This is a genomic window from Komagataeibacter europaeus LMG 18890, from assembly GCF_000285295.1.
Classification (GTDB): domain Bacteria; phylum Pseudomonadota; class Alphaproteobacteria; order Acetobacterales; family Acetobacteraceae; genus Komagataeibacter; species Komagataeibacter europaeus.
Window position 1 is genome coordinate 52,874 of sequence record NZ_CADP01000002.1, and the last position, 20,057, is coordinate 72,930.

At 64.2% G+C, this 20,057-nt stretch carries 24 protein-coding genes and 1 tRNA gene; 14 read left to right on the forward strand and 11 right to left on the reverse strand.

What is annotated here, in order from left to right; all coding sequences use genetic code 11:
- Positions 1 to 10: 10 nt before the first annotated feature.
- Positions 11 to 400 carry a lactoylglutathione lyase gene (gene gloA, locus GEU01_RS01770; RefSeq protein WP_010507733.1) on the forward strand — a complete coding sequence of 130 codons (390 nt, stop codon included), beginning with the start codon at positions 11 to 13 and terminating at the stop codon, positions 398 to 400.
- A 15-nt stretch (positions 401 to 415) separates the two neighbouring features.
- Here the strand turns inward: gloA and GEU01_RS01775 are convergent, their stop codons facing one another.
- Positions 416 to 643 carry a hypothetical protein gene (locus GEU01_RS01775; protein ID WP_019084701.1) on the reverse strand — a complete coding sequence of 76 codons (228 nt, stop codon included), beginning with the start codon at positions 641 to 643 and terminating at the stop codon, positions 416 to 418.
- Between the two features lie 152 nt (positions 644 to 795).
- Here GEU01_RS01775 and rpmH point away from each other — a divergent pair, with 152 nt between their 5' ends.
- The 9 genes from rpmH to GEU01_RS01815 all read left to right on the forward strand — a co-directional run bounded on the left by rpmH (position 796) and on the right by GEU01_RS01815 (position 7,884).
- A complete protein-coding gene (rpmH, locus tag GEU01_RS24125; RefSeq protein WP_010507731.1) occupies positions 796 to 930 on the forward strand; it encodes a 50S ribosomal protein L34 in 135 nt (44 codons plus the stop codon).
- Positions 931 to 1,006: 76 nt separating this feature from the next.
- Positions 1,007 to 1,357 carry a ribonuclease P protein component gene (gene rnpA / locus GEU01_RS01780; RefSeq protein WP_010507730.1) on the forward strand — a complete coding sequence of 117 codons (351 nt, stop codon included), beginning with the start codon at positions 1,007 to 1,009 and terminating at the stop codon, positions 1,355 to 1,357.
- Positions 1,354 to 1,650 carry a membrane protein insertion efficiency factor YidD gene (gene yidD, locus GEU01_RS01785; RefSeq protein ID WP_010507729.1) on the forward strand — a complete coding sequence of 99 codons (297 nt, stop codon included), beginning with the start codon at positions 1,354 to 1,356 and terminating at the stop codon, positions 1,648 to 1,650. The genes rnpA and yidD overlap by 4 nt, the downstream gene beginning before the upstream one ends.
- The gene (yidC, locus tag GEU01_RS01790; protein ID WP_019084702.1) at positions 1,650 to 3,410 is read left to right on the forward strand and encodes a membrane protein insertase YidC; all 1,761 of its coding nucleotides are present in this window, start codon (positions 1,650 to 1,652) and stop codon (positions 3,408 to 3,410) included. The genes yidD and yidC overlap by 1 nt, the downstream gene beginning before the upstream one ends.
- Positions 3,411 to 3,423: 13 nt before the next feature.
- Complete coding sequence (yihA, locus tag GEU01_RS01795; protein WP_010507727.1) at positions 3,424 to 4,089, forward strand: ribosome biogenesis GTP-binding protein YihA/YsxC; 666 nt, start codon at positions 3,424 to 3,426, stop codon at positions 4,087 to 4,089.
- A 69-nt stretch (positions 4,090 to 4,158) separates the two neighbouring features.
- The gene (gene argB / locus GEU01_RS01800; protein ID WP_019084704.1) at positions 4,159 to 5,064 is read left to right on the forward strand and encodes an acetylglutamate kinase; all 906 of its coding nucleotides are present in this window, start codon (positions 4,159 to 4,161) and stop codon (positions 5,062 to 5,064) included.
- Between the two features lie 143 nt (positions 5,065 to 5,207).
- Positions 5,208 to 6,056 (forward strand): 2,3,4,5-tetrahydropyridine-2,6-dicarboxylate N-succinyltransferase, encoded by an 849-nt coding sequence (gene dapD / locus GEU01_RS01805; RefSeq protein WP_010507725.1) that lies wholly within the window; start codon positions 5,208 to 5,210, stop codon positions 6,054 to 6,056.
- A gap of 23 nt (positions 6,057 to 6,079) precedes the next feature.
- A complete protein-coding gene (gene dapE, locus GEU01_RS01810) occupies positions 6,080 to 7,237 on the forward strand; it encodes a succinyl-diaminopimelate desuccinylase (protein WP_019084705.1) in 1,158 nt (385 codons plus the stop codon).
- The gene (locus GEU01_RS01815) at positions 7,237 to 7,884 is read left to right on the forward strand and encodes a hypothetical protein (RefSeq protein ID WP_010507722.1); all 648 of its coding nucleotides are present in this window, start codon (positions 7,237 to 7,239) and stop codon (positions 7,882 to 7,884) included. The genes dapE and GEU01_RS01815 overlap by 1 nt, the downstream gene beginning before the upstream one ends.
- A gap of 115 nt (positions 7,885 to 7,999) precedes the next feature.
- On the opposite strand, the gene truA is transcribed toward GEU01_RS01815, so the two are convergent.
- From truA to def, 3 genes are all read right to left on the reverse strand, one after another.
- Entirely contained in the window at positions 8,000 to 8,752 is a 753-nt protein-coding gene (gene truA, locus GEU01_RS01820) for a tRNA pseudouridine(38-40) synthase TruA (RefSeq protein WP_182355334.1), read from the reverse strand.
- A 61-nt stretch (positions 8,753 to 8,813) separates the two neighbouring features.
- Positions 8,814 to 9,749, reverse strand: a complete 936-nt coding sequence (fmt, locus tag GEU01_RS01825; protein ID WP_019084708.1) for a methionyl-tRNA formyltransferase — start codon at positions 9,747 to 9,749, stop codon at positions 8,814 to 8,816.
- Positions 9,750 to 9,831: 82 nt separating this feature from the next.
- Positions 9,832 to 10,374 carry a peptide deformylase gene (def, locus tag GEU01_RS01830; protein WP_019084709.1) on the reverse strand — a complete coding sequence of 181 codons (543 nt, stop codon included), beginning with the start codon at positions 10,372 to 10,374 and terminating at the stop codon, positions 9,832 to 9,834.
- A gap of 214 nt (positions 10,375 to 10,588) precedes the next feature.
- Here def and GEU01_RS01835 point away from each other — a divergent pair, with 214 nt between their 5' ends.
- Together GEU01_RS01835 and GEU01_RS01840 are read left to right on the forward strand one after the other, a co-directional pair.
- Positions 10,589 to 11,065, forward strand: coding sequence for an Hsp20 family protein (locus tag GEU01_RS01835; RefSeq protein WP_019084710.1), 477 nt, complete (start codon positions 10,589 to 10,591; stop codon positions 11,063 to 11,065).
- Positions 11,066 to 11,149: 84 nt separating this feature from the next.
- Positions 11,150 to 11,404: a DUF1150 family protein gene (locus tag GEU01_RS01840; RefSeq protein WP_010507717.1), complete on the forward strand. Its 255-nt coding sequence runs from the start codon at positions 11,150 to 11,152 to the stop codon at positions 11,402 to 11,404.
- 111 nt (positions 11,405 to 11,515) lie between these two features.
- Here the strand turns inward: GEU01_RS01840 and hpf are convergent, their stop codons facing one another.
- The 7 genes from hpf to GEU01_RS01880 all read right to left on the reverse strand — a co-directional run bounded on the left by hpf (position 11,516) and on the right by GEU01_RS01880 (position 17,319).
- Positions 11,516 to 12,142 (reverse strand): ribosome hibernation-promoting factor, HPF/YfiA family, encoded by a 627-nt coding sequence (gene hpf, locus GEU01_RS01845; RefSeq protein ID WP_010507715.1) that lies wholly within the window; start codon positions 12,140 to 12,142, stop codon positions 11,516 to 11,518.
- A gap of 282 nt (positions 12,143 to 12,424) precedes the next feature.
- Positions 12,425 to 13,204: an LPS export ABC transporter ATP-binding protein gene (gene lptB, locus GEU01_RS01855; RefSeq protein WP_019084712.1), complete on the reverse strand. Its 780-nt coding sequence runs from the start codon at positions 13,202 to 13,204 to the stop codon at positions 12,425 to 12,427.
- The gene (locus GEU01_RS01860) at positions 13,201 to 14,496 is read right to left on the reverse strand and encodes an LptA/OstA family protein (RefSeq protein ID WP_019084713.1); all 1,296 of its coding nucleotides are present in this window, start codon (positions 14,494 to 14,496) and stop codon (positions 13,201 to 13,203) included. The genes lptB and GEU01_RS01860 overlap by 4 nt, the downstream gene beginning before the upstream one ends.
- Positions 14,496 to 15,233 carry an LPS export ABC transporter periplasmic protein LptC gene (lptC, locus tag GEU01_RS01865; protein ID WP_019084714.1) on the reverse strand — a complete coding sequence of 246 codons (738 nt, stop codon included), beginning with the start codon at positions 15,231 to 15,233 and terminating at the stop codon, positions 14,496 to 14,498. The genes GEU01_RS01860 and lptC overlap by 1 nt, the downstream gene beginning before the upstream one ends.
- Positions 15,230 to 16,282: a KpsF/GutQ family sugar-phosphate isomerase gene (locus GEU01_RS01870; protein ID WP_019084715.1), complete on the reverse strand. Its 1,053-nt coding sequence runs from the start codon at positions 16,280 to 16,282 to the stop codon at positions 15,230 to 15,232. Before GEU01_RS01870 ends, lptC begins: the two co-directional genes overlap by 4 nt.
- 52 nt (positions 16,283 to 16,334) lie before the next feature.
- Positions 16,335 to 16,982: a ribonuclease D gene (locus tag GEU01_RS01875; RefSeq protein WP_019084716.1), complete on the reverse strand. Its 648-nt coding sequence runs from the start codon at positions 16,980 to 16,982 to the stop codon at positions 16,335 to 16,337.
- Between the two features lie 250 nt (positions 16,983 to 17,232).
- A tRNA-Leu gene (locus tag GEU01_RS01880) sits at positions 17,233 to 17,319 on the reverse strand.
- A gap of 223 nt (positions 17,320 to 17,542) precedes the next feature.
- Here GEU01_RS01880 and GEU01_RS01890 point away from each other — a divergent pair.
- Positions 17,543 to 18,436, forward strand: coding sequence for a complex I NDUFA9 subunit family protein (locus GEU01_RS01890; RefSeq protein ID WP_019084718.1), 894 nt, complete (start codon positions 17,543 to 17,545; stop codon positions 18,434 to 18,436).
- Positions 18,437 to 18,602: 166 nt separating this feature from the next.
- Positions 18,603 to 20,057, forward strand: coding sequence for an NAD(P)-dependent oxidoreductase (locus GEU01_RS01895; RefSeq protein WP_019084719.1), 1,455 nt, complete (start codon positions 18,603 to 18,605; stop codon positions 20,055 to 20,057).

Consider the following 20,057-nt stretch of genomic DNA (forward strand, 5'->3'; position numbering starts at 1 on the left):
GAAATGTCCGATGGGAACCTACCTGCATACAATGGTGCGCGTGCGCAATCTGGAAGCCAGCATCGATTTCTATCAACTGCTGGGCATGCACGAACTGCGGCGCAAGGATGTACCCGAAGGGAAATACACCCTTGTCTTCATCGGTTATGCCGATAATGCGGCGGGGCAGGCGGAAATCGAACTGACCTATAACTGGGGTCAGGATGATGGATATGATGTCGGCACGGGATTTGGTCACTTCGCCCTTGGGGTGCCCGACGTGACGGCACTGGTTGAAAAGGTCCGTGCCGGTGGCGGCAAGGTCACGCGTGAACCAGGGCCGGTCAAATTCGGCACCACCTTCATCGCCTTTGTCGAGGACCCCGACGGCTACAAGATCGAGCTGATCCAGAAGCCCTGACCGGCGCGCGACCGGTTATGGCCTGCGGGCGGCAAGAAGCTGGCGCATCGCGCTGAGTTCTTCTGTCGCCGCATCCAGCGCCGCCAGGATGTCACGCGCCGCCTCCCGGGTACGTTCGTCCGTGCTCGACGCCAGCGAATCCGCCCGCAGCATGGCGGGGGACAGGTGGCCACGGATGTCATGGATGTGTCGCCGCAGCCTGTCATCGGTCGTATCGGCAGAGTCGCGTGCAGGTCTGGTCATGAAAATCATCCGGTTATGGTGCAAGGGGGGAGCAGCATTGACGTTGTTCGAAAGCATCAGTATAAGGCGCGGCTCAGGGTTTCCGTAGTGTACGGGGCCTGTTGGAATTTATTCCGTAACCTGTCTGTCATTGTCAATCTGGGAGTGCCGTTGTGAAGCGCACGTATCAACCCTCGAAGCTGGTCCGCAAGCGTCGCCACGGCTTCCGTTCGCGTATGGAAACCGTTGGTGGCCGCAAGGTTGTCGCAAATCGTCGTACCAAGGGTCGCAAGCGTCTTTCTGCCTGAGGCAGGTGACGTCTGTACGGTCCGGGCGCCTGTGTGCCCGGAACCATGAATGTCTCTATACAAGGGGCGGCTGAAAGTGGCCGACAAGTCCACGCGCCTTAAAAAACGTGCTGAGTTCCTGCGGGTTGCGGCCAAGGGTCGCAAGGCGCCCGTTCCGGGACTGGTGCTGCAGGCGCTTGAACGCGGCGATACGCAGGCTGCCCGGTACGGTTTTACCGTTACCAAGAAAGTAGGCAATTCCGTCGTGCGCAACCGGGCACGGCGGCGCCTGCGTGAAGTGGTCCGGCTGGTTGGTCGCGAACAGGCGCTTGCGGGCGTTGATATCGTGGTCATCGGGCGGGCTGGCACATGCGGGCGGCGGTTTGATGCCCTGATGGGGGATTACCGCAAGGCCCTGCGCAAGGCGGGAGTGAAGGAAGAATCGTGAGTACGTCTTCCATCAGCCTGCCTGCCCATATGCTGCGCGCGGTCATTCGCGCGTATCAGCTGGTGATCCGTCCCATATGGGGCGCGCATTGCCGATTCACTCCTTCATGCAGTCATTACGCACGCGACGCGATTGCCCGCCATGGGGCCATGCGCGGCAGTGTGCTGGCGGGGTGGCGCATCCTGCGCTGCAACCCCTGGAACGCGGGTGGTCACGATCCCGTTCCCGCCACGGCCTGCGGCTGTGACATGCATGACTCCATGAAAAACACGAAAAGTCTGGCGGGTCGCTGATGGATATCAAGCGTTTTATGGTGGCAACAGCACTGTCTGCCGTGGTGCTGGTTGGGTTCGAGTATTTCCTGCCACAGCAGAACCATAAAACGGTCGAGCAGCAGGCCGATACCGCCACGCCCGCACCGGCGCCCGTCGCGGGTGACGCCACGGCGGCGGCAGCGCCTGCGGATACGGGCCAGCCCGACCCGCGCGTTGCGATTGATGCCGACCGCGTGCATGGCTCGCTTGACCTGCGTGGCGCGCGCCTTGATGACCTTGTGCTCAAGAATTACCACGAGACGGTAAAGGACGGCAGCCCGCTGGTGCGCGTGCTGGAACCGCGCGGGCAGGCGGAACCCAACCTGGTTGAGGTCGGCTGGACCAATGTCAGCGGCGGTCATGTCAGCGTGCCCGACGCCAATACCGTCTGGACCGCCGACCATGATACCCTGACGCAGGCGCAGCCCGTTACCCTGTCATGGGATAACGGTCAGGGGCAGGTGTTCCAGATCGGCATCGCGATTGACCAGAACTACATGTTCTCGGTCACGCAGAAGGTCATCAACCATGGCGGGGAATCGGTTTCGCTGTATCCCTTCTCCCGCGTGGAACGTGCCTATACCCCGGTTGAGACGGGCGGCTACCTGGTGCATGAAGGGCCGATTTCCGTCATTGACCACAAGCTGGATGAGAGTTCCTACAAATCCCTGCGCAAGGGCGCCGTGCCGCCGGGCAACATCGCGTGGACCAAGGCGGGTCAGGGCGGATGGGCCGGGATTACCGACAAATACTGGCTGTCCGCCGTCATTCCGCAGCAGGACAGCGACGTGGCGGGCACCTATGCCTACCAGCCCACGGGCGGGGACAAGGGTATTTATGATGTCGGCTTCACCGCGCGCGCGCCGCTGGTGGTTGCCGCCGGGGGCGATGCCACAACCGCAAGCCACGTTTTTGCCGGGGCGAAGGAAGTGCCGCTGCTGGAAAAATATGAATCCAGCCTGAATATTCCCGATTTCTGGAAAGCGGTCGATTTCGGCTGGTTTGCGTTCCTGACGCGCCCGATCTTCACGGTGCTGGACTGGCTGAACACCATGCTGGGCAATTTCGGCCTGGCGCTGATGGCGTTCACCCTGCTGGTCAAGGCGCTGTTCTTCCCGCTGGCGACCAAGCAGTTCCATTCCATGGGCAAGATGCGGCAGCTCCAGCCCAAGATCAAAGCCCTGCGTGAGCGCTATAAAGACGACCAGATGGCGCTGAACCAGCAGATGATCGCGCTGTACAAGCAGGAAAAGGTCAACCCGGCCAGCGGCTGCCTGCCCATGTTGCTGCAGATCCCGGTGTTCTGGTGCCTGTACAAGGACCTGTACGTCACGATCGAGATGCGGCACGCGCCCTTCTTCGGCTGGATCCATGACCTGTCGTCCTTTGACCCGACCAACCTGTTCACCCTGTTCGGGCTGATCCCGTGGAATCCGTCGGTCATCTCCCCCATGCTCCAGCTTGGCCTGTGGCCGATCGCGTTCGGGCTGACCATGTTTGCCCAGATGCGCCTGAACCCCACCCCGGCGGCGGACCCGGCGCAGCAGAAGATGTTCCAGTTCATGCCGATCATCTTCACGTTCTTCATGGCGCGCCAGCCATCCGGGCTGGTGATCTACTATTGCTGGAACAACCTGCTGACCATGGCGCAGCAGACGCTGATCCAGCGCCGGATGAACAAGGCTACGCCCGCTGTGGCGGCCCCTGCGAAGCCCAAGCTTCCGGCCGGGAAGAAATAGGGACGGGATCAAGATGGTGGAATTTTCCTCCTCCACGCCAACACCGGAAGAAATGGAACGCGACATCGAAATCGGTCGCGTCCTGTTCGCGGGTGAATTCAGGTTCGTGTTCGGCGCGCAGCAGCTTGGCCAGTTGCCTGATCCCGTCCTGCCCGAAATCGCGTTTGCCGGGCGGTCCAATGTTGGCAAGTCCAGCCTGATCAACGCCCTGACCGGGCGGCGGGCGCTGGCGCGGGCATCGTCCGAGCCGGGACGGACCAAGCAGCTCAATTTCTTTGAACTGGCCGACCGGCTGACACTGGTGGACATGCCCGGCTATGGTTTTGCCAAGGCCGCCAAGGCGGTCAAGGAAGACTGGCAGGGCATGATGTTTTCCTACCTGCGCGGCAGGCCGACGCTACGCCGTGTCGTGCTGCTGCTGGACAGCCGGGTGGAGGTCAAGGCGACCGACCAGGAAATCATGAAGCTGCTGGACCGGGCCGCCGTAACATTTCAGGTCGTGCTGACCAAGTGCGACGTGCCCAAGCCCGCGATGCTGGAAGCCAAGATGCGCGAAGTCACCGCTATCGTGGCCACGCATGCCGCAGCCTTCCCGGATGTGCTGGCAACCAGCAGCGAGACCGGGGAAGGGATCGCGGAACTGCGCGCGGAACTCGCGCGGCTGGCCAATCCGGTCTAGGGCGGCCACACGTCCGGCCCCGCCGCGGGCCATGGGTATTCAGCAGTCAGGAGCGAAGGGAACGTTCGGATGACAGGAACGCAATCGGGCGACCGGGAAGCACAGGTACGGGCCGAGGTTCTGGCCAGGGCGCTGCCTTACCTCCGCCGGTATGCGGGGGACACGGTTGTCGTCAAATACGGCGGCAGCGCGATGGTCGATACATCGCTGTCCACCGCGTTCGGCCATGATATCGCGCTGCTCAAGCAGGTCGGGGTCAACCCGGTCGTGGTGCATGGCGGCGGGCCGCAGATCAGTGCGATGCTCAAGCGGCTGCAGATTGAATCGACCTTCATCGACGGCCTGCGCGTGACCGATGCCGCCATGATCGACGTGATCGAGATGGTGCTGGGTGGCAAGGTGAACAAGCAGGTCGCGGGCCTGATCAACCGGGCCGGTGCGCTGGCGGTTGGCATTTCGGGACTGGATGGCGGCCTGATTTCCGCCCGCAGGCTGCAGCGCCGCGCGCGCGAAGCCGGTGTCGAGACCGATCGCCTGCTGGACCTTGGCTTCGTGGGGGAACCCACCCGCATTGACCCGCGCGTGATCTATGCGCTGTCCGGTTCGGGCCTGATCCCGGTGATCGCGCCCATCGGCGCGGGTGAACAGGGTGAGACCTACAATATCAATGCCGATACCGCCGCAGGCGCCATCGCGGGCGCGGTCAACGCCAGCCGTCTGCTCATGCTGACGGATGTGCCCGGCGTGCTGGATGGTGATGGCAGGCTGATCCCGGAACTGACGGCGGAAGACGCGCGCCGTGGCATCGCCAGCGGCATGATTTCCGGCGGCATGATCCCCAAGGTCGAAACCTGCCTGGAGGCCGTGCGCGCGGGTGCGAAGGCCGCCGTCATCCTTGATGGCCGGGTGCGGCATTCCTGCCTGCTGGAACTGTTTACGGAAGCCGGGCCGGGCACCCTGATCCGCGGCGGATAGAACGCGCCCGATCGGGTCATGGCGGGGCGTGGCCAGTGCGTTGACATTGCCCATGATCCTCCGCATGGTCCGCAGGCAATCAATACCGAAGGCCCCCGGCATGCCCCGCCGGGGATGCCTGCCCAAGACAGGATTTTGCAAATATGACCGATACATCCCTTCAGAGCCAGATCGAGGCCCTGTGGGAGCGTCGCGAGACGCTGTCCACCGCCACCACCGGCGCTGACCGTGATGCCGTCGAGGCGGCGCTTCTGGCGCTGGATTCCGGCAGGCTGCGCGTCGCGACCCCCGGCCCGGCGGGCTGGGTCGTCAATGAATGGCTGAAGAAGGCTGTCCTGCTGTCCTTCCGCCTCAATGACAACCGGATTGTCGAAGGCGGCGGCGCGGGCGCGCCCAGCTATGACAAGGTGCCGCTGAAATTCGCAGGCTGGGATCAGGCGGCGTTTGCCGCCGCGGGTTTCCGTGCGGTCCCGGGTTCCATCGTGCGCCGTTCTGCGTTTATCGCGCCGGGTGTCGTGCTGATGCCAAGCTTCGTCAATGCCGGTGCGTATGTCGATAGCGGCACGATGGTCGATACATGGGTTACGATCGGCAGCTGCGCGCAGATCGGCAAGAACTGCCATATCAGTGGTGGCGTGGGCATCGGCGGCGTGCTGGAGCCGCTGCAGGCCGCCCCCGTCATCATCGAGGACGGCTGCTTCATCGGTGCGCGTTCGGAAGTGGCCGAAGGCGTCGTGGTCGAACGCGGCAGCGTGCTGTCCATGGGCGTGTTCCTTGGCGCTTCCACCAAGATCGTCGACCGCGCGACGGGCGAGGTCTTCATGGGCCGCGTTCCGGCCTATTCCGTGGTCGTGCCCGGCACGCTGCCGCCGCGCCAGGCGACCAGCACCGATGGCAAGCCGCTGCCGTCGCTGGACTGCGCGGTGATCGTCAAGCGCGTCGATGAACGCACGCGCTCCAAGACCTCGATCAACGACCTGCTGCGCGGCTGAGAAACATCATGGGGGATGGTGGAATGGCGAATACGGAACAGGATCCCGGCGGCGTCATCGCCCTTGCGCGTGACCTGATCCGCTGTCCTTCCGTAACCCCCGATGATGGCTGCGGTATTGCCGCGTTGGCCCGTGTGCTGGAACAGATCGGTTTCAGCGTAACCCTGCTGCCGTTTGGCGAAGGGGCGGCGCGTACGCCCAACCTGTTCGCCCGCCTTGGCACGGGGCATCCACACCTGTGTTTCGCGGGGCATACGGATGTCGTGCCGGTGGGCGACGACAGTGCATGGGCGCATGATCCCTTTGGCGGGGTCATACATGACGGTGTCCTGTTCGGTCGGGGCGCGTGCGACATGAAGGGGGGCATCGCCGCCTTTGTCGCCGCCGTCAGGCTGTATCTGGAACAGGCGCCACGACCACAGGGATCGATCAGCCTGCTGATCACGGGCGATGAGGAAGGCCCCGCCACCAACGGCACGGTGCGCGTGCTGGAATGGATGGCGGCCGAAGGCCAGATCCCCGATTTCTGCCTTGTGGGCGAACCCACCAACCCCGCCGGAATGGGTGAGGTGATCAAGATCGGCCGCCGTGGCAGCCTGAATGCCCATATTGTCGTGCATGGCACGCAGGGCCATGTGGCCTATCCACACCGGGCGGATAACCCGGTTCACCGCCTGCTGGCGCTTCTGGGTGAACTGACGGCGGCCCCGCTGGACGCCGGCAGTGAATGGTTCGAGGCATCCAGCCTGCAGGTCACCAGCCTTGACGTGGGCAATACGGCCACCAATGTCATTCCTGCCCGGGCCGAGGCCCGGCTGAACATCCGTTTCAATGACCTGCATACCGGCGCCGACCTTGCGGGCTGGATCCGGACCGTGGCCACGCGGCATGCCCCACGGGCGGATGTGGGCATTTCCATCAGCGGTGAATCCTTCCTGACCGAACCCGGCGCGCCGGTGGAGGCCCTGCGTGCAAGCGTGCGGGCGGTGACGGGGCATGTGCCCCGGCTGGATACCGGCGGCGGCACGTCGGATGCCCGCTTTATCAGCCGTTACTGCCCCGTGGCGGAATTCGGGCTGGTGGGGGCAAGCATGCACAAGACGGACGAGCATGTCAGCCTGTCGGACCTGAAGCAGCTGACGGCGATCTATACCGGCTTCCTTGAAAAGGTAATGCGTTAATGTCTGATCGCGGCACATCCCCCCAGCCGAATTCACCCGGTCTTGGCATGATCCTCAAGGGAATGCTGCTGCTGGGGCGGGGCCGTGCGGAAGGCATCGCCTATTTTGGCAACACGCGCGATTCCGTGCTGGCCGCACTCGCGCCCCGGCTTGCGCTATGGCTGGTGGGCGGGGGGCTGACCATCGGCACCGCCCCTCAGGCGCTCAGCGGGGTGAAGGTGCTGTTCGCGCTGTGCCTGATCCTGCTGCCCGCGATCGTGACCCATGCGCTGGCGCGGCGGTGGAAGCGTGAAGGACTGTGGCTGCGCTACATCACGGCCGCATGGTGGACAGACTGGGTCACGCTGTTCGTGGGGCTTGCGGTGGCGCTTCTCATGGCGCTGGCTTCGCCCAGGCTGCTGGAATCCGGCACGGGCGCAATGATCCTGAACGGGGTGGAGTTCGGCTACAGCCTGTGGCTGACATGGTACGTGGCGCGTATCGGCCTGCTGCTGCGTCGTGGGCAGGCGGTGGTGCTGGTGCTGGCGATACTGGGCAGCCTTGGCCTGCTGGCGGCGGTGGTCGGCGTGCTTTCCCCGAACCAGCGTGCGTGGCATGACTTCCTCTATCCCCTGCTGGTGCAGCAGGGGCAGGGATCTGCCCACTGATAAAATATGACAGTTTTTGAATGCAGCCTTTTTTCAGAAAGGCGGCATTCCTGGAAGCTGTTGAAAAAAGCTTCACCAAAAACGTTTACTGGTTATTCCCCGACGGCGGTACAGCTCAGCGGCTGAAAGGGTTTTCTGCATACCCGACGCCGGTCAGGCACAGCCCTTCCGGCGGTGCGGTCGGGCCACCCGCGCGGCGGTCGCGGGCTGCCAAGGCCTGTTCGACCCGTTCCGGTGCCCAGCGGCCTTCGCCCACCAGTTTCAGCGTCCCGGCCATGTTGCGCACCTGATGGTGCAGGAAGGAGCGGGCTTCGGCTTCAATCACGACATGTTCCCCCTCACGTCGTACAGCCAGCCGGTCGATCGAGCGCACCGGGCTGCGTGCCTGGCAGGCGGAGGCACGGAAAGATGTAAAATCATGCCGTCCCACCAGCGACTGGGCCGCGCTGTGCATCACATCCGCATCCAGTGGCGCGCGGACGTGCCAGACATGGCCTTCCTCCAGCGCCGGGCGGGCGGCACGGTTGAGGATACGGTAGCGATAGGCGCGTGAACACGCCGAAAAACGCGCATTCCAGTGCGGCAGCACCGGGCGCGCCATAAGCACGACGACCGGGTGGGGCTTCATGTAGAAATTCAGTCCGTCCCGCACCGTGGCGCTGGACAATGTGACATCGGCCGGGAAATCCAGATGCGCGACCTGCCCGCTGGCATGCACGCCTGCATCCGTGCGGCCTGCGGTGATGCTGCGCACGACGCGCCCGGCGGTCAGGTTTTTTGCCGCATCTTCCAGAAGCCCCTGTATCGAGGTCAGGTGCTCTGCCTGCTGGCGCTGCCAGCCGACAAAGCCGCGCCCGTCATATTCCATCAGTACGGCCCAGCGGCAGACCGATGGCGGGGCGGCATCACCGGGACGCGCGGGCGGGGTTTCAGTCACCTGGCGTCTCCACCCCAAGGCGCGTGCCGGGGGCAACGGCCTGCCCGCGCAGGAAATCGGCGGCCTCCATCATGCCCCGCCCGGGGCGTTGCAGGCGGGTGATGCGCAGCGTCGTCCCGTTGCCGCAGGCCACCAGCAGGCAGTCATCCACCACCGTGCCCGCGGTGGCCCGTGTCGTATCGGGCATCAGGCTGACGGCCCCGATCTTGATGACCTGTTCCCCCAGCGTGGTGAAGGTGCCCGGCCATGGGGTCAGGGCACGCACCTGCCGGTCAATGTCGGCAGCGGGACGGGTCCAGTCGATGCGTCCGTCCTCACGGCTCAGGCGCTGGACATAGGTGACGCCGGTTTCCGGCTGCGGCGTGCCGGGAAAGGCAGGACGGTTCAGGACATCGACAATCAGTCGACCGCCCATGGCCGCAAGGTCGTCATGCAGGGTGGTGGCGGTGGTGTGCGCTGTCAGCGCCACATGATCACGCAGCAGCATGGCACCGGTATCCAGCCCCGCATCCATCTGCATGATGGTGACGCCACTTTCGCAGTCACCCGCCAGGATGGCGGCCTGGATAGGGGCCGCGCCGCGCCAGCGCGGCAGCAGGCTGGCATGGATGTTCAGGCAGCCACGCGCGGGGGCGTCCAGCATCTCCACCGGCAGGATCAGCCCGTAGGCCGCCACCACGGCCGCATCCAGCTTCAGGTCACGGAAAAAGGCGTGTTCTTCCGTATTGCGTCGCAGCGACAGCGGCGTGCGGACGGGAATGCCCAGTTCTTCCGCCGCGACCTGCACGGGGGAGGGACGCAGCTTCTTCCCGCGTCCTGCGGGGCGGGGGGGCTGGCTGTAGACGGTTACGATGTCATGCCCGGCCTGATGCAGGGCGCGCAGGGCGGGCACCGCGAAGTCAGGCGTACCCATGAAGGCCAGTCGCATGGCGTTGGAATCCGTTCAGGCTGGGCCGGAACCCGTCCGGGCTTACCCCAGGTTCCGGGCTGTGTGATCGCGACTGGCGCGATCAGTGTTTCTGGCGCTGTTCCTTGGCCAGGCGGCGCATGATCATGTTGCGCTTCAGCGCCGACAGGTGATCGACGAACAGGATGCCTTCCAGATGGTCGATCTCATGCTGCAGGCAGGTGGCCAGCAGGTCATCGGCTTCCAGTTCCTGCACCTTGCCGTCCATGTCCTGATAGCGCACGCGCACGGCTTCGGGGCGGATGACCTCGGCATACTGGTTGGGCAGCGACAGGCAGCCTTCCTCACGCACGGCCATGTCGTCCGTCTCGGCGATCACTTCGGGGTTGATCAGCACCAGCGGGTTGCGCGCCTCGTCCTTGTCGGACACGTCCACGATGGCGAACCGCATGCCAAGCCCGACCTGCGGGGCGGCCAGGCCGATGCCGGGGGCCTGGTACATGGCCGCGAACATGCGGGGGATGATGGTGCGCAGCTCGCCCATGTCCTCGGGGCGGACAAGGCGTGTTTTCTGGCGCAGGACCGCCTGGGGCGCGACCAGGATCGGCATGGGGGTCGCCTGAGCGATGACATCATGATCAATCATAGACTGCCATTTAGCGTGTCCCCACATGGGATGCCAGAGGGGATGCGGCCAAAATGCCAAGGTGCGTGCGTGGTGTCCTCCCCTTGCGCATGGCTATTATTCTCCCATATCGTGAAGGGACGGGATGCGGATGCTGTTTCGGGTCCGTTTTTCGTTTCTTGTCTCGCTCGCAGCAGAGGAGGCCGATTTGTCGGGTAGAGTTTTCGGGTCACCCATGTTCCTCGGGTTTGACCATCTGGAGCAGATGCTTGAACGCGCATCGAAAAACGCGTCGGACGGGTATCCGCCCTATAATATAGAACAGGTCAGCCCCACGACCCTGCGCATTACGCTGGCGGTGGCGGGGTTCGTGATGGAAGACCTGCATATCACGCAGGAAGACAACCAGTTGGTCATTCGCGGCCGACAGAGCGACTACGGGCAGGGACGGATCTTCCTGCACCGTGGCATTGCCGCCCGCCAGTTCCAGAAGGCATTCGTCCTGGCCGAGGGAATCGAGGTCGGTGGCGCGTGGATGGATAACGGCCTGCTGCATATCGAACTGGCCCGCCCGCAGCCGGAAGTCCGTGTGCGCAAGATCGAGATCGGTCGCGCGCCCGCAACCCCGGCGTCGCGCGATCGTGTGGCGCCGGTGGTGGACGTACCCGCCGGACGCAAGCAACGTGTCGTGAGGGTCATTGACGAGGAATAACAGCGTACGCCGTAATGTAACGGCCCATATTGCGATGCGGATGGGAAGGGACGACCGTCCCTTCATGATGCAGGAGATAACGCGATGAGAGTCACAACACAGAATGGCCGGGTGCTGCTGCAGAATGATGTGGTAAATGCCGCACCGGTCATCAGCACCTCGGAACTGCGCGGTCTGGGTATGGAATCGGTGGCCTACATCCGCGCGGTAGAGGTCGAGGGCGAAGCCGGATTTGCCATCCATGCCGCCGATGGCACGCCCATGGCGGTGACGGAAGACAGGGAGACGGCCATAAACGCCATCCTCCAGCACGAAATGATGCCGGTGCCGCTGCACTAGGCACGACGTTACACCAGATAAGGCAATGGCCCTGTCCCGGTTTGCGGGGCAGGGCCATTTGCATTTGTGATGCTGCCAGTCCGCGCGAGGGCGGCGGACTGGCCTGTCATGTCAGCTGGCCTGGCGCAGGGACGGGTCAAGCCAGCCGATATTGCCGTCCGGCCGACGGTACAGCACGTTGATGGTATCGGTCTTCGTGTTGCGGAAAAGCTGGATCTGGCTATCCGCCAGGTCAAGACGCATCACGGCCTCGCTCACGCTCAGGGCCGGGATCTCGGTCGGGTGTTCGGCAATGATGGTGGCATAGGGACCGGCGGGCGGCAGCGCCGCGTCCTCATCCTCGGCCACGCCGTCATCCTCGGCGGCGGCAGGCGGCTCGGCCATGCCGGGACGCAGCACATAGCCACGACCGATTTCGGGTACCTGCTGGCGGACCTTGAGATGGCCGTGATTCGTGGCCTTGCGGTGATAGCGGCGCAGGCGCCGGGCAATGTGTTCGGCTGCATCGTCAAAGGCGGAATGGGCATCCGCCGCCTCGCCCTCACCGCGCAGGGTCAGGCCGCGCGTGGCGTGCAGGTTGATGTCACAGGTAAAAAACGAACGTGCGCGGCTGAAGGTAACGCGGGCCTCCATGGCCTGCCCGAAATACTTTTCCGAAATGCGGTCCAGATGGGCGCTTACCCGGTGTTTCAGGGCATCGGACAGGTCGATCTGCTTTCCGGCAACACTGATGTGCATAAGGGGTAACTCCTTACATGATCACAACGCAGTCGCATGCGGGAGACGGAATACGGTCGTTTCAGTCAATGGTCATGAAATAAGGGGGACGATCCTGCTCCCATGCGGGCTGCGTGCTGGTGGCGGTTGCGTTGTGCCTGTCGGGCACATGGTCCCGAACGGGTACATTTGGGCATGGTTGCACCGTTGCTGTCCATGCCTTCCTTGCATAAAAGACCACAGGTTTTTCCATGGCCTTCCCCTTGCACATGCACCCTGTCACACAGGGGCGCGCGTACGGGCCTACAGCGTGAATTTTTCACCCAGATAGACACGGCGCACGTCTTCGTTCGCCACGATTTCCTCGGGCCGTCCCTCGGTCAGCACCTGCCCGCTGTGCATGATGTAGGCCCGGTCGATCACTTCCAGCGTCTCGCGCACGTTGTGGTCGGTAATCAGCACCCCGATGCCACGATCCTTCAGGTGGGCGACAAGGTCACGGATCTCGCCCACCGCAATGGGGTCGATACCGGCCAGCGGTTCGTCCAGCAGGATATAATGCGGCTGGCTGGCCAGCGCGCGGGCGATTTCCAGCCGCCGCCGCTCCCCGCCCGACAGGGCGAGGGAGGATGAATGCCGCAGCCGGGTAATGCCGAATTCCCCCAGCAGCCCGTCAAGCATCGTCTGCCGCCGGTCCCGGTCGGGTTCCACGATCTCCAGCGCCGCCATGATGTTCTGTTCAACATTCAGGCCACGGAAAATGCTTGATTCCTGCGGCAGGTAGCCAATGCCCATGCGGGCGCGGCGGTACATGGCCAACTGGGTGATATCCGCGCCATCCAGCGTGATCGTGCCCATGTCGGGCCGCACCAGTCCCACGATCATGTAGAAGCTGGTGGTCTTGCCCGCGCCGTTCGGCCCCAGCAGGGCCACGGCCTCGCCACGCTGGACCTGCAGCGAGACATCGCGCACGACCTGCCGTTTCTTGTAGCTCTTGCCGATGCCGCTGGCGATCAGCCCCGCTTCGGCTGCGGGGATCGGCTGTTCGGTGGTGGCCTGGTCCGCCGGGGATGTCGTGTTCATCTTGCTGATCCCTTGTCACCTTTGCCCGCCTGGTTCGGAATGACCAGGCCGCTGACACGTGAGCCGGGGTTATCGGTCAGCGTCGCGATATCGGTATGCATGTTCACGATGGCCGACGTGCCGCTGACCTGATTTTCCCCACGGGTGATATGCACGTTGCCAACCAGACGGGCAATGCCCGTATCGGGCACATATACGCCCCGGTCCCCGGTTATGGTCTCCGTGCGGGTGCGGATCACGATATGGCCGAAGGCATCGACATGGTCGATCGTCCCGGCCCCGGGTGACGGGCGATCGTCAACACTGGTGGCGTCCGTCCGGGATTTGCCATCGGGGTGGCTCGCATCCCAGTCGTGGCGCGGGTTGCTGCGCTGTGCCTTTGGCCTGTCATACCCGACCAGCACATCGGCGCGTATCTGCCGTCCGTCATTGGTGGTCATGGTGGCGTTGCCACGGGCGACCGACATGTGTTCGTGCGAATGATATTCCAGCACGTCGCGCGCGGTCAGGATATCCTGTGGCGTGGTCATCTTCAGATGCTGGCCGGTCATGACCAGGATCGCCTGATCCACGTCATACACCGCATGGTCGCCCCATGCCTGGTCATTCGTGTTGAAGGAATGGACGTGGCCGACCGCTTCCAGCCGGTAGACCTCGCTGGCCCCGCCCGATCCGTCGCCGCTGCCCGCGCCATTTCCCGTGGCGGTGCCGGGCTGGCCACCGGGAACGCCCGCGGGCGCGGGGGCATCGGGCGTGGGCATGTCCTGCGGCAGGGTATCGGATGTCGTGGCCAGACTGGTGTCCACATCGGGATCGGTGCCGACGGGGGCCGCTGGCGGCGGTGTCGGTGCCGCCGGCGTGGCCTGCGATGGCGTGGCGGGCGGGGTATCGCCCGCCGCCTGCGGGGCATTGTCCGTTATGTGGGGGCGGCGGGTTTCCAGCGGGGGGGCAACGCCCAGATGGGCCGCCAGCGGCGCATCGGCCCCTGGCGGCCCGGATGCCGCGGCCCGTGGCGTGGCGGGGGACGTGGTCTTTTCCGGGGTGGTCGCGGCCTTCTTGCGGTAGAAGGCGACCAGTTTGTCCGCCCGCACGGTCACGTCGCCACGGATGGCCTGCGCGCGGTCATAGGCGGTGACGGTCTGCGCGTTCTGGTCCCAGTCGAAGCCACCTGCGGCGGTGACATTGATCTGCTGGCCGTGGGACATGTCCAGCCCCTGCGCCATGACGGGATGTGCCGCCACCAGTCCCACAAGGACGCCGCCAAGCGGCAGGCGGAATGTTGCGCGCGCCATCAGTTCGATCTTTCCGCTGCGTTGAGGATCATGCGGCCCGGCCCGCGAAACAGCATGATGCCACCGCGTGTGTCCAGCATGCCGCCCTGTACGTCAATCTGGCCTATGGGGCCCTCGGCATGGATCCAGTCATCGGATACGACGATGTTGTGACGCATGTCCATATCGGCCGAGGGGCTGAGCATGAGGGTCCCGTCATTGCGGTACAGCGTGACATCATGCATCAGGTCCAGGATCTGCGCATGCTGGATATAGACGCCGTCATGCGCGGTGACATACAGCCAGTTGCCGTTATCCATCAATGTGTCGGCGGCCGGGTTGCTCAGGTCAATCCGTTCGGACGAGATCTGGCGCGCCTCGTCCGCGGTGATCATGTAGGGGTGGCCATGGTCATCCAGCCCGCGATAGGTGGGGTTGAGCATGCTGCCGCTTTTCACGCGCACATGGCTCATCTGCGCCATGGTGCCGGTATGCATGATGACCGCGCGCTGCACCGCGGGCCATGCGGCGATGGAACCCAGCAGGATGAGCGCCAGAAGCGGCAGCATCCACTTGGCCGACCGCAGGATGGTCTGCCGCCGCGCCAGGTCGGCGGCATTGGGCAGCAGGCGCGTCCGTGTGGACTGGTCGAATATGCTGCGCTGGCGTTCGATGTCGGCCGCGCTGCGGGTGTAGTCCTCACGCTGGATGTGGTTGGGATCGGTCCCGTCGTCCCTGTCGTCCGGCTGTTCGGTCATGCAACGCCAGCACGCAGCAGGTCATGAAGATGAAGGATGCCGACAGGGTGGTTTTCATTATCCAGCACGAAAATGCTGGAAATGGGGCGGGGACGGTCATTCATGATGCGTAGCGCCTCTGCCGCCAGCATGTCGGGACCAATGATCTGCGGTCTGGCATTCATGATGTCGGCGGCACAGGTATTGTCCAGGTCCTGCTCCAGCGCAAGACGCAGGTCGCGGTCGGTAATCAGCCCGGCCAGCCGGTTTTTCGCATCCACCACGCCCATGCAGCCAAAGGCTTTGCGGGTCATTTCCATGATGACCTGCCGTACCGGCATGGTGGGGGGGCCCAGCGGCATGCTTTCGCCCGTATGCATGAGTTCACGCACCCGGCGCAACTGCGTGCCCAGTCGGCCGCCGGGGTGGAAAATGCCGAAATCGCTGGCGCTGAACCGGCGGCGCTGCAGCAGCACGATGGCCAGCGCATCCCCCAGCGCAAGCTGCATGGTGGAACTGGTGGTCGGCGCCAGCCCGTTGGGGCAGGCTTCGGGCGCATGGGGCAGTGGCAGCACGATATCGGCCGTGCGGGCCAGCGTGGATTCCGGGCGCGATGTCATGGCGATCAGCAGCATGCCAAAACGGCGCGTATGGGAAATCAGGTCGGCCATTTCCGCCGTTTCGCCGGAATTGGAAATGGCGAGTACCGCATCCCCGCGCTGCAGCATGCCCAGATCCCCGTGCGAGGCTTCGGCCGGATGCACGAAAATGGCGGGCGTGCCGGTGGAGGCAAGGGTCGCCTGGATCTTGCGCCCGATATGCCCCGACTTGCCAATGCCCGTTACCACCACGCGCATGTTGTCCGCCAGAATGTGCTCGACCGTTTTGACAAAGGCCGGGCCCAGCCCCTCCTGCCCATCGGGACCGGACGTTTCCATGGCGGTAATCATGGCCTGAAGGCCCGCGGATTCGGTACGCAGCACGCTGCAGGCTTCATTGAGCATGCGGGCCTGTACCTGCGGCACGCTTTCTTCAACGACGGGGAGGGTGGGGGAAAGGCTGCTGTTCATGCCAGGTCTGTATTGTCGTGAAATGGTTTCCGGTCAAACGCCGGAACCATTATCAGGCTGCGCGATGCGCGAAAATGTCCGGATCCACGTAGCCAAGGATATCCAGACGGGCGCGGGTCGGAAGGAAATCGTAACAGGCTTGTGCCAGTTCGCGACGGTTTTCACGGTGCAGCAGCGCCTCCAGCTTTGCCCACAGGGCATGCAGGTACAGTACATCGGATGCGGCATAGGCCCGCTGTTCCGGTGTCAGTTCGGGCGCGCCCCAGTCGGAACTCTGCTGCTGCTTGCTCAGTTCCACCCCCAGCAGTTCACGACACAGATGGGCCAGCCCATGGCGGTCGGTATAGGTCCGCACCAGCTTGGAGGCGATCTTGGTGCAGATGTTCGGCGCAACCGTGATGCCAAGGGTATGCTGCAGGATCGCCACGTCAAAGCGGGCGAAATGCATGAGCTTGGGCAGCGTGGGGTCGGTCAGCACGCGCACCAGGTTGGGGCAGTCCGCCGCCGTGACGCCTGCGGGCACCTGAACCAGATGGGCATGCCCGTCCCCGCCCGAAAGCTGCACGAGGCACAGCCGGTCCCGGTGCGGGTTCAGGCCCATCGTTTCCGTATCAACAGCCACGGCGCCAGTGAACGTGACCTCGGCCGGCAGGTCGCCGCGATGGAAATGGATGGCGTCAGGGGCCGGGCTTGCAGCCATATGGAAAATGCTCCGTCACGATATTCGGTTTCACGGTGGCAGGTCTGGAACGCAACCGCAAGGAAAGCCATCCGTTATGTCACGATCCCGTCCCGGTCGGGGCGACGCGTGTGGACCTGTCTGTAAAATGGGTATTCGTGGGCGGTTTACACCAATTTGCGCAGGGAAACAGACAAAAAGATAACGGGGCAGTCCCCAAGAGGGCTGCCCTGACCGTCCCCGGAGGGGAGTTTTACCAGTTTTTGTGTGATGGTGCCCAGAAGAAGACTCGAACTTCCACGACCTTGCGGCCACAGGTACCTGAAACCTGCGCGTCTACCAATTCCGCCATCTGGGCTCAGAGGCTCCCCAGCGGAGGCCGCCGGGGTGGTGTGAGGGGTGTTTAGTCCGGCCCGGCGGTACGGTCAACAGGGTAAATGCATTTTTTTGAAAACAGGCGCATTTTTTCTTTCTTCCCGTCCGGGCGGGTGGCCGTGCAGGGCAGAATTGACTGTCTGGGCGGCAGGTAAAATGGGAAAACGGTGGGCGGCGCAATCATGCGCCACAGGTGGGGGCTGGCTATGACACGCAAGGTCGCGACGGTTTTTGGTGGTTCGGGATTCGTAGGGCGATCCGTGGTCGGGCGGCTGGCGCGGGCGGGGTATGTGGTGCGGGTTGCCGGGCGCACGGCCACGGATGCGGCGACACTGCGGATGCTGGGGGATGTGGGGCAGGTGGTGTCCGTCGTCGCGTCCATCACGGATGAAAAGGCATGCGTCGCCGCGATCGAGGGCAGCAGCCTTGTCATCAACCTGGTGGGAATCCTTGCCCCCCACGGCGCCGATACGTTCACGGCCATCCATGTCGAAGGGGCCGCGCGCGTGGCAAGGCTGGCCGCGGCATCCGGGGTCGAGCGCCTGATCCATGTCTCGGCGCTCGGCGCACGTGCCGACAGTCCCTCCGCCTATGCCCGCAGCAAGGCGGAGGGCGAATGCATGGTCGGCCGCGCGATGCCGGAGGCGGTGATCATCCGCCCCTCGCTGATATTCGGGGTGGATGGCGCTTTCCCCGCCATGTTCGCGCGCATGGCGCGGTTCCTGCCGGTCATGCCGGTCTTTGGCGCCACGACCCGTTTCCAGCCGGTCTGGGTGGGCGACGTGGCCGATGGCATGGTCCGCATTGCAACGGGTGCGGACATGGCGGGGGCCATTTTTGAATTCGGCGGCCCGCAGGTACTGACCATGCGGCAGATCGTGGCATGGGCGGCGCGGTGGGGCGGGCATCCGCGCCCGTTATTCGTGGTGCCGCGCTGGCTGGCGACCGTTCAGGGGATGGTGCTGGAACACCTGCCTGGAAAGATGCTGACGCGCGATCAGGTCAGGCTGCTGTATGTGGACAATGTGGTGGCCCCCGGCGCGCGTACGCTCGACATGCTGGGCATTGCACCATCCCCCATGGGGCTGGTGATGGGCTAGGTGGCCCGGGACTTCGGATTTTTCGGGCATTTCTGGTGTTTTCTTTGAATAAGGTCAGCAATGCTGTCTTTTATTCGTCCGGGGTGTTGCGTAGGTCTGTTCCTCGCTTCGGGCGCCTGTCGCGCGCCCGGGACGTCCTTCCATTATGCAGACCAGGGGCAGACCGATGGCCGAGCGCATGCTGAAATTCGTCTCTGTGGCGCAGGAGCAGCCGGACAAACGGCCTGCCGAGGCGCGCCGCAGGGACTTTAACGAGATTTATGCCGAATTCGTGCCCGTAAAGGCCGAAACGCAGGCCTCGCGCTGCTCGCAGTGTGGCGTGCCGTTCTGTTCGGTGCACTGCCCGCTGGGCAACAACATCCCCGACTGGCTGATGATGACGGCGGCGGGCCGGATGGAGGAGGCATACGAACTGTCATCCGCCACCAACACCTTCCCCGAAATCTGTGGCCGCATCTGCCCGCAGGATCGCCTGTGTGAAGGCAACTGCGTGATCGAGGAAGGATTCGAAAGCGTCACCATCGGCGCGGTCGAACGCTACATCACCGACACCGCTTTCGATAATGGCTGGGTCAAGCCGGTGAAGCCGGTGGCCGAGCGTGACGAGAGCGTCGCCATCATCGGGGCAGGCCCCGGTGGCCTTGCCGCAGCCGTGCAACTGCGTGAGCAGGGCTATCAGGTCCATGTCTATGACCGTTACGATCGCATTGGCGGCCTGCTGATGTATGGCATCCCCGGCTTCAAGCTGGAGAAGGACATTGTGCTGCGTCGCCACAAGCTGCTGGTGGAATCCGGCGTTCAGTTCCATCTGGGCAAGGGCATTGGCGATACCGATGGCGCGGACAGCATCGCGTTTTCCACCCTGCGCGCGCGTCATGACGGCGTGCTGATCGCAACGGGTGTGTACAAGTCGCGTGATATCGGCGGCCCCGGCGCGGGGCTGAATGGTATCGTGCGCGCGCTGGATTACCTGACGGCGTCAAACCGTGTCTCGCTGGGTGACAGTGTCGCGGAATATGACAATGGTGAGCTGAACGCGGCAGGCAGGTCGGTCGTGGTGATCGGCGGTGGCGATACGGCCATGGACTGCGTGCGCACCGCCATCCGGCAGGGTGCGAAGTCGGTGAAGTGCCTGTACCGCCGTGACCGCGCCAACATGCCCGGCTCCGTGCGTGAGGTGAAGAACGCCGAGGAAGAGGGTGTCGAGTTCGTCTGGCTTGCCGCCCCGCAGGCATTCGAGGGCGACGGTCACGTGACCGGCGTGCGCGCCAGCCGCATGAAGCTGGGCCTGCCCGACGCCAGCGGCCGCCAGTCGGTCGAACCGGTGGAAAACAGCACGTTCACGCTGGAAGCCGACCTGGTGGTCAAGGCGCTGGGCTTCGATCCCGAACCGCTGCCCACGCTGTGGGGACAGCCGGAGCTGGAGGTCTCGCGCTGGGGCACGCTCATGGTTGATCGCAAGACGTTCATGACCAGCCTGCCCGGCGTGTTTGCCGCGGGCGACATCGTGCGCGGGGCCAGCCTGGTGGTGTGGGCCATCCGCGATGGCCGGGACGCGGCGGCCCGGATGCACGCATGGCTTGAGGAAATGACGGCCGCGCAGGCCGAGGTGGCGGAGTAA

Excerpts from the sequence above, each read along its gene's own strand:
- gloA (WP_010507733.1), top strand. The coding sequence starts at position 11 with ATGGGAACCTACCTGCATACAATGGTGCGCGTGCGCAATCTGGAAGCC.
- GEU01_RS01775 (WP_019084701.1), bottom strand. The coding sequence starts at position 643 with ATGACCAGACCTGCACGCGACTCTGCCGATACGACCGATGACAGGCTG.
- yidC (WP_019084702.1), top strand. The coding sequence starts at position 1,650 with ATGGATATCAAGCGTTTTATGGTGGCAACAGCACTGTCTGCCGTGGTG.
- yihA (WP_010507727.1), top strand. The coding sequence starts at position 3,424 with ATGGTGGAATTTTCCTCCTCCACGCCAACACCGGAAGAAATGGAACGC.
- argB (WP_019084704.1), top strand. The coding sequence starts at position 4,159 with ATGACAGGAACGCAATCGGGCGACCGGGAAGCACAGGTACGGGCCGAG.
- dapD (WP_010507725.1), top strand. The coding sequence starts at position 5,208 with ATGACCGATACATCCCTTCAGAGCCAGATCGAGGCCCTGTGGGAGCGT.
- dapE (WP_019084705.1), top strand. The coding sequence starts at position 6,080 with ATGGCGAATACGGAACAGGATCCCGGCGGCGTCATCGCCCTTGCGCGT.
- GEU01_RS01815 (WP_010507722.1), top strand. The coding sequence starts at position 7,237 with ATGTCTGATCGCGGCACATCCCCCCAGCCGAATTCACCCGGTCTTGGC.
- truA (WP_182355334.1), bottom strand. The coding sequence starts at position 8,752 with ATGGAATATGACGGGCGCGGCTTTGTCGGCTGGCAGCGCCAGCAGGCA.
- fmt (WP_019084708.1), bottom strand. The coding sequence starts at position 9,749 with ATGCGACTGGCCTTCATGGGTACGCCTGACTTCGCGGTGCCCGCCCTG.
- def (WP_019084709.1), bottom strand. The coding sequence starts at position 10,374 with ATGATTGATCATGATGTCATCGCTCAGGCGACCCCCATGCCGATCCTG.
- GEU01_RS01835 (WP_019084710.1), top strand. The coding sequence starts at position 10,589 with ATGTTCCTCGGGTTTGACCATCTGGAGCAGATGCTTGAACGCGCATCG.
- GEU01_RS01840 (WP_010507717.1), top strand. The coding sequence starts at position 11,150 with ATGAGAGTCACAACACAGAATGGCCGGGTGCTGCTGCAGAATGATGTG.
- hpf (WP_010507715.1), bottom strand. The coding sequence starts at position 12,142 with ATGCACATCAGTGTTGCCGGAAAGCAGATCGACCTGTCCGATGCCCTG.
- lptB (WP_019084712.1), bottom strand. The coding sequence starts at position 13,204 with ATGAACACGACATCCCCGGCGGACCAGGCCACCACCGAACAGCCGATC.
- GEU01_RS01860 (WP_019084713.1), bottom strand. The coding sequence starts at position 14,496 with ATGGCGCGCGCAACATTCCGCCTGCCGCTTGGCGGCGTCCTTGTGGGA.
- lptC (WP_019084714.1), bottom strand. The coding sequence starts at position 15,233 with ATGACCGAACAGCCGGACGACAGGGACGACGGGACCGATCCCAACCAC.
- GEU01_RS01870 (WP_019084715.1), bottom strand. The coding sequence starts at position 16,282 with ATGAACAGCAGCCTTTCCCCCACCCTCCCCGTCGTTGAAGAAAGCGTG.
- GEU01_RS01875 (WP_019084716.1), bottom strand. The coding sequence starts at position 16,982 with ATGGCTGCAAGCCCGGCCCCTGACGCCATCCATTTCCATCGCGGCGAC.
- GEU01_RS01890 (WP_019084718.1), top strand. The coding sequence starts at position 17,543 with ATGACACGCAAGGTCGCGACGGTTTTTGGTGGTTCGGGATTCGTAGGG.
- GEU01_RS01895 (WP_019084719.1), top strand. The coding sequence starts at position 18,603 with ATGGCCGAGCGCATGCTGAAATTCGTCTCTGTGGCGCAGGAGCAGCCG.